7 protein-coding genes are annotated in these 6,800 nt (G+C 68.4%); 6 read left to right on the top strand and 1 reads right to left on the bottom strand.

Annotated features, from left to right (window positions below):
• The 5 genes from AAGI91_17300 to AAGI91_17280 all read left to right on the top strand — a co-directional run.
• A partial coding sequence (locus AAGI91_17300; protein MEM1044368.1) for a ligand-gated channel protein occupies positions 1–598 on the top strand: 598 nt, incomplete at its 5' end.
• Between the two features lie 85 nt (positions 599–683).
• Positions 684–2,036 carry a hypothetical protein gene (locus AAGI91_17295; protein ID MEM1044367.1) on the top strand — a complete coding sequence of 451 codons (1,353 nt, stop codon included), beginning with the start codon at positions 684–686 and terminating at the stop codon, positions 2,034–2,036.
• A gap of 153 nt (positions 2,037–2,189) precedes the next feature.
• Positions 2,190–2,453 (top strand): iron uptake protein, encoded by a 264-nt coding sequence (locus AAGI91_17290; GenBank protein MEM1044366.1) that lies wholly within the window; start codon positions 2,190–2,192, stop codon positions 2,451–2,453.
• Between the two features lie 49 nt (positions 2,454–2,502).
• Positions 2,503–4,263 (top strand): PepSY domain-containing protein, encoded by a 1,761-nt coding sequence (locus AAGI91_17285; GenBank protein MEM1044365.1) that lies wholly within the window; start codon positions 2,503–2,505, stop codon positions 4,261–4,263.
• Entirely contained in the window at positions 4,260–4,766 is a 507-nt protein-coding gene (locus AAGI91_17280) for a DUF3325 domain-containing protein (GenBank protein MEM1044364.1), read from the top strand. The genes AAGI91_17285 and AAGI91_17280 overlap by 4 nt, the downstream gene beginning before the upstream one ends.
• Before the next feature lie 514 nt (positions 4,767–5,280).
• Here AAGI91_17280 and AAGI91_17275 read toward each other — a convergent pair.
• Complete coding sequence (locus tag AAGI91_17275; protein ID MEM1044363.1) at positions 5,281–6,012, bottom strand: TMEM175 family protein; 732 nt, start codon at positions 6,010–6,012, stop codon at positions 5,281–5,283.
• 437 nt (positions 6,013–6,449) lie between these two features.
• On the opposite strand from AAGI91_17275, the gene AAGI91_17270 reads away from it, so the two are divergent.
• Positions 6,450–6,800, top strand: a 351-nt coding sequence (locus AAGI91_17270) for a carboxypeptidase-like regulatory domain-containing protein (GenBank protein MEM1044362.1), incomplete at its 3' end; no start/stop codon positions are given.

Below are 6,800 nucleotides of genomic sequence, written 5' to 3'. Positions count from 1 at the left end.
CGTCGGTGCCCTCGGCCGGGGGCTGCTCGGCGAAGAACGGGGCGACCGCCTCGTCGGCGGCGATGCGGGTCTCGGTGGCTCGGAGGGCGGGGTCGGCCCAGGCCTGCAGCTCGCCGTCTTCAGCGCGACATCGCTCGGCGTCGAGGCGAGCGGCCAGGTGTCGCTCTTCGGCGACCGGCTCACGCTCGACGCCAACACGACCTATCAGGCCTTCCGAAACACGTCCGACGAGGGCGTCTTCGCACTCTTCGAGGGCGACCGGATTCCGAACCGGCCGTTCTTCTTCGCCAACGCCGCCGCCAGCTACCAGGCGGGTTCGCCGATCCGCCGGGGCGACGCCGTGAGCCTGTTCGCGGGCACGCGCTACGTCCAGTCGTTCTTCCGGACGTGGGAGAGCGTGGGCATCCAGGAGTTCAAGATCGAGGTCCCGACGCAGACCACGGTCAACCTCGGGGCGACCTACGAGTCGGCGACGCAGGGGCTGCGATGGGCGCTCACGGGCGAGGTCCAGAACGTGACCGATGCGACGGTCTTCGACTTCTTCGGCGTGCAGCGTCCCGGACGCGCCGTCTACCTCAAGCTGACCACCCAACTCTAGCGCCTCGCGCAATCGATTCACCAACTCCGACCCACTGCTGGATTCCGTGCACCACCGGGGACCTTGTCCCCTCACCCCTAAACCCATGAACACCCCCCGCTTTATCCCGGTGCGCTCGACGCGTACCAGGCGTCGCCTCGGCGTCCCGACGGCCGTGGCTCTGCTTGCTCTCACGGTCGCCGCGTGCGACTCGGCCGAGGTGGCACCGCCGCCCGTAGCCGAGTTCGAGTCGGCCGTCGTGTTCAACTACCGACTCCAGGACCCCGACGGCTACGTCAACTTCGTCGGCGTCTACGAGGACGTCCCCACCGAACTCGACCTCTCGACGATGATCGAGGCTGGAGGGGACGGCTCGTCGGTGATCTCGCTCGGCGACGAGATCTTCGTCTACGATGGCGTGAGCACGTACACCAAGTTCACGGTCGACCGGACGGACCTCAGCCTCACTGCGGACGACCGCGTGATTGACCTTAGCCGTGCGGGGGTCACCGGCGAGATCGGCAACCCGGTCTTCGTCGGCGACAACGAGGTCTACCTCATCGACTCGGCCAACGGTGTGATCGTCGAGATCGACCCGGAAGCGATGGAGATCGTCGAGACCATCAACTTCCCGCCGACCGTCGCGGAAGGTTGGACTCCCTTTACCGGGAGTGGCGCGAGCTTCTCCACCTTCCATCATTACGTGACGGCAGAGAACCTCGTCATCGCCGTCGTCGCTTCCTTCGACACGGCAGACTGGACGCAGCCGTACGCAACCACCCTGATGGTCTTCGACCCAGCGACCAATCAAGTGACCTTCAATTCGGACGACCGGGTGCCTTCTAGCTACTCGCAGTTGATCGAGATGCCCGATGGCAGCTTCTTCCTCGATCCGTACTGGTCAACGAGCATCGCTGAGACCTACGGGAATCACGATTCGGCTGAGATTCCCTCTGGCAACGTGATGCTTCGCATTCTTCCGGACGGAACGTTCGATCCGAACTTCGAGATCGACCTGGGAGAGACCGCTGGCTTCGATTACGTCCGTGACGTTCCCTTCGTACTCGGCGACGAGGCTGTCGTCAACCACTACCCAGCAGGAACCGCAGCGCCGGACGACTGGATCGGCATTTTTTCGATCCCAACGGTAGCAACGGCCGTGAACCTGCAGACGGGCGCCACGAGACCCTTCACGGCTCTGGATGGATACACCGCTTGGGGGCCACTTGGGAAGGTTGGCAACACGGAGTACTTCTTCGCCTACCCGCCCGATTCGATTACGGATGAAGACAACTTCGAGGTGCTCCGGCAGAACGGCCTGACGAGCTACACGACGGTCATTGAGACGCCCGGTGGCGACGTGCGCTGGCTCGCTCAACTCTGGGGGCCGGAACCGGCAGCGGCGACCGCCACAGTTCAGACGGCAGAGGCTGCTCCTCGCGTCGTCGTCGCGCGCTAACGCACTGTGCTGGGACCGGGTGGCTCTGCCTCCGGGTCCTGGCACGGCGCGCCTCGTCGTATGCGCTTGCCCGACCCCTCAGCTTCACTCCGTGACGGCTCGATGAGCGCTCGGGGGGGCGCTCAGCATCCAGCGGCGCAAGTCGCACAGCGCGTGGTTTTGGGCGTCGTCGGCGGCTATCTCGTGGTCGAGTCTGTCACGACACTCCTCGCGTGGAGTCTTGCTGCGCTCGGCATGGCCCGCGGCGAGGCCGTCGTGCTTGCCATGATGCTCGCCTTCGTGCTCTACCTCATCGTGCTGATTTGGGCCATTGCCGAGCGCCGCCTCTGGCGGCTGTGGCTCGGCCTCGGCGGCGGCGCGTTCGCGGCCATCGGGATTGCTCGTGTCGTCGAAGCTGCGATCCGTACCGGCACCTGAGCCCGGCCCACCGTCCGACTGGTGTCCTCAGACCGATGACTGTAAACCAATGAAGGAGACGTTTCGGCTCTCGATGCTCTGGGCCCACACCTGGGCCGGCCTCGTCCTCGGCAGCGTCCTCTTCGCCGTCTTCTGGATGGGCTCGCTCTCCGTCTTCGACAAGGAGATCGACACCTGGATGATGCCAGCCACCCGCGTCGAAGCCCCCGACGTCCACAGCCTCGATGCCCTCGCCGCGCTCGTCGGCCGCCTCACCCCGGACGCACAGGCTTGGGGCGCCGTCCTCCCTACCAACCGGGCGCCGGTCGTCAACCTCTATGCGATCGGCGCCGAAGGTACGCTCCACCACCACCGGGTCGATCTCATCTCGGGCACAGTCCTCCCAGACCCGGAGACGCTCGCCGGCACGGGCTTCATCTACCCGTTTCACTACTCGCTCCACCTGAACTGGAAGAGCATCGGCGTCTGGATCGTCGGCCTGGCCGCGATGGCGATGCTGCTGCTGCTCGTCTCCGGCGTCGTCATCCACGCGCGGATCTTCAAGGACTTCTTCACGCTGCGGCCCGAGAAGAAGCTGGCCCGGAGCACGCTCGACCTGCACAACTTTTCGGGTGTGCTGGTGCTGCCGTTCCACGTTCTGATCACGCTCTCGGGGCTCGTCGTCTACGCCGACGTCTACTTCGCCGACGCGCCCGGCCTGACCTACCCCGAGGAGGAGACGCCCATCGAGGCGTACTACGAGGCACTTTTCGGCGCCTACACGCGTGAGGCGGTCGGTGAGCCAGGCACGGTCGGGTCGCTCGACGCGATGGCGCGCGCGGCGGAGGGGATGTGGGGCGACGCGCCGGTGGACTACTTCTGGGTCCACCAGGCGAGCGACGCCAGTGCCTACGTCGAGATGCGGCGCGGCTCGGAGAATGAGGTCCGGTTTGGCCGGTCGCGCCTCTTCTTCGACGGGGCGACGGGCGCGGTGCTGCACCGATGGGACCCAGCGCCGGTGGCATCGGCCAACCGATTCCTGGCGGGTTTGCACTACATCCAGTTCGAGCACTGGGCGCTGCGGTGGCTCTACTTCGTGGCGGGTCTGGCCGGATGCGTGCTCATCGGGACCGGCTTCGTCTACTGGTTCGAGAAGCGCCGCGCGAAGCATGCCGAGATGAGCCCGCTCGGCCTGCGGACGGTCGAGGTACTCACCGTCGGGAGCGTGACCGGCATCCTGATCGCGACGGTCGCCTTCTTCGTGGTCAACCGGCTGCTGCCACTCGGGACGGCGTTCGCCGGGCAGGAGCGGGCGGCGCTGGAGGTCTGGGCGTTCTATCTCGTGTGGCTGGCAACCTTCGCGCATGTCGCGCTCCGGCGCTGGCGCGGGGCGTCGATGCGAGCGGTGTGGCGCGAGCAGACGTGGGCGCTCGCCGGGCTGGCCGTCGTTGCGCCTGTGTTGAACGGGGTGACGACGGGGATGCACCCGGTCGGTGCGGCAGCGGAGGGTCAGTGGGCGGTTCTCGGGATGGACGCGCTGCTGCTGGCGACGGCCCTGCTGGCGGTCGTCGTCGCGCGCCGCCTCGGCCGCGTGACGCCAGAGGCCGCGCCCGCCGCACCGAAACGCCCGCCCGCCCAGCCGAAGCCTCGTCCGGCTCCCCGCCCGACCACAGGCCCGTCCACAGCCCCCACACAAGCGCCGTCCGGCGATGGAGCGACCGAGGCGCCCGGCGTGCTCGGCGGCGACGGCGCGACCACCGGAGACGAGACGCCCGCGGTCGCCCCGCCGCCCGTTGCGCAGCCAGACTCCGAAGACCGGACGGAGCCGTGACGCCAGCGGCCCCATCCGCCCTCGTCGCTGGGCTCCTCCTCGCGGCCGCGCTCGGACTGGCGTACGCCGGGTTCGCCCTGCTCGCGCTGAGCCTCGACCGGAACTGGAAGGCCGCCGCCGCGACCGCCAGCGGACTCGCTAGAGGCCCCGCCCTCGCCCCGCCGCCGACGTGGACCGACATGCGCGCCTCGGGCTACCTCCTGCTGGCGCTCGCGTTCATGCCGCTGCTGGCGCGTGATGGTGTCGTCAGCTTTGCCGTCGTCTCGTGGGTGCTGTGGCTCGGCGTGGCGGCGGCGCTCGTGGCGTTCACCTTGACGTGGCGGCCGCACTGGCTCTGGCCTCTGGCGTCGGCGCTCGCCTCCGACCCGGCCGAGGCCCACCCGCCAGCGGGAGACGGAGCGCGCGGAGTCGGCCCGCCGAGCGGTGGGATCCCACGGCGCGTCCCGCCGAAGCGACCGCTTGCCCTCGGCCGGGAGCGCTCGCCCACCCGGGGCGCCGACTGATACGGCGCGCTCCGCCGACCGCTCGCCCGGCTACCCGGCCCGCTGCCTATGTCCCGGCCGTTCCGCTCACGTCGAGCGTAGGCTCAGGCAGAGCCCCCGCCCGCGCTCGCGTCCGACTCAACCGGACAGCGCGCGCCTTCGGCGATACCGCCAGGGCCCGATGAGCGAGCGCGAGCCCACGTCCCGCCTCGTGCTCTCGGCCGAGCAGATGCAGGGCCGTCGGCTCACGTCGGTGCTGCTCGTGGCCGCGCCCGGTGTCGAGGTCAACCCCTACGAGATCCAGCCGGTCTTCAACGGGGTGATTGCCCCTTCGACGTCGATCGCCCTCGCCAACATGGCTTCGGTCGTGACGAGCTACCAGATGCGGCAGGACGGCGGCCCCTCATCGCCCGGCGCGAGGTCGGCGGCGGCAGGCTCACGATCCACGATCCGGACACGCTCGCTTCTCCGGGATGTGTGCTTCCGGCTGGTCCTTTCCGTCTGCTCCCCACTGCAGGCACCTGTCCGTAGGTGCTTACCCCGCCTCAACCACTGTCCGACGTTGGTACCTCCGCCGGGCTACCCACAGGAGCGGCCCGAGCGCCACATACAGCGACCCCGCCAGCGGAGAGAGCCGCACCGGCAGCATGAACCCCACGACGATCACCGTCAGCGCGACCCCGACGTGAACCAGTCCGAGGACGACACGCAGCTCGGTCATCCAGCGCTCGTGCTCACTCAGGTCCAACTCGTCCGCTTTGGCGAGCGCATGGCGGTACAGCAGCGCGAAGAGACCAAACACGGCACCGTACCCGCCGGAGTAGATCAAGCCCAGCCACGGCGCCTGCTCGTAGGTGAGTACGTCCGCGATCGCTGCTCCGCTGAGGCGTCCGAATAGCAAGTCGGCCTGAAAGCCGATCAGGAACCGCAAGGGGTAGACATACAGCAGGATGAGAAACAGCAGCACCCCGTTCAGCACGACTGTGCGCCCGTCCTCCAGCCCGTAGCGACGGAAAAAGAGGTAGTGGGTGTACCACACGAAGAGAAGCAACGCGAAGCACAGTCCGACTGCCACGAAGTCGACCATCACCTCGGCCAGCTCGCCGAACGTCGATGGTGGCGCCGAGCCCGCGACGAGAAACGACACTGCGAAGGCAAACACGATGTCGGAGAGGTTCTCCAAGCGCGAGACGCCCTCGCCGCGCCAGCGGAAGTCATCTTCAGCCTCGCGGCGGCTCGGGCGGGTGACGAGAAGGCGACGGAGCATGCAGCCTCTAGCGCGAAACGCTGGAAGCTAGACCTGGCGCGGAAACTCCCCTCCTGCTGGCGTACCGGGTCGAGCAGAGGACCCCAGACCCGCAGCTCCATTGGCGACTGCTGCCAGCGTCTCACGGAGGCACCTCACAGGCGTTCTAACGGGACGCCTGCGCGCAGCCCCCCCCCGGTTGCCCGTCTCCGGAGTCCATCCTGTCTCCGAGTCCGCCAGCAGGGAAGTGTCTGGCGCAGATGCTGCCTCTTCTGATCCCTGGGCACCCCCGAACAGCAGCCCGCCGGCGTGAACGCGGGAGGTAGGCGCCAAGACCCCCACGACCGGACCGCCCCGGCAGCGCCAGCCGCGACTCATCCAGCGCACACGCGACTCGTCCATCGAACCCAACGCCAGAGCCCGAGGCGCCGTCCCTTGCATCGTCACCCTTCGCGACGATGCGCTCTCTCCTCCTCCTTCTCGTCCCGCTGGCGATCGTGCTCGCCGCACCGGCCCAGGCGCAGACCGTCGTCACCGGCACCATCCTGGACGATGGCGGCGAGCCGCTGCCGTATGCGACCATTCTCGTCGCGGGGACGACCGACGGGACGGCCACCGGAGGCGACGGGCGGTTCTCCTTCACGACCACGGCCGAGGGACGGCGCCAGCTGGTGGCCCGCTACGTCGGCTACGCGCCGGCTACCCGACGCGTCACGCTGGCGGGTGACACCGTCCGTGTGAGCATCCAGCTCCGGGAGTCGCTCCTCAACCTCGACGGTGCCGTCGTGACCGCCGACGCCCTCGCGGGG

Source organism: Bacteroidota bacterium, assembly GCA_038746285.1.
GTDB lineage: Bacteria > Bacteroidota > Rhodothermia > Rhodothermales > JANQRZ01 > JANQRZ01.
The sequence above is the reverse complement of the archived record's forward strand: the minus strand, read 5'-3'. Positions and strand labels throughout refer to the sequence as shown.

Bases quoted from the DNA above. Each gene is read 5' to 3' on its own strand.
- AAGI91_17295 (MEM1044367.1), top strand. From the start codon at position 684: ATGAACACCCCCCGCTTTATCCCGGTGCGCTCGACGCGTACCAGGCGT.
- AAGI91_17285 (MEM1044365.1), top strand. From the start codon at position 2,503: ATGAAGGAGACGTTTCGGCTCTCGATGCTCTGGGCCCACACCTGGGCC.
- AAGI91_17275 (MEM1044363.1), bottom strand. From the start codon at position 6,012: ATGCTCCGTCGCCTTCTCGTCACCCGCCCGAGCCGCCGCGAGGCTGAA.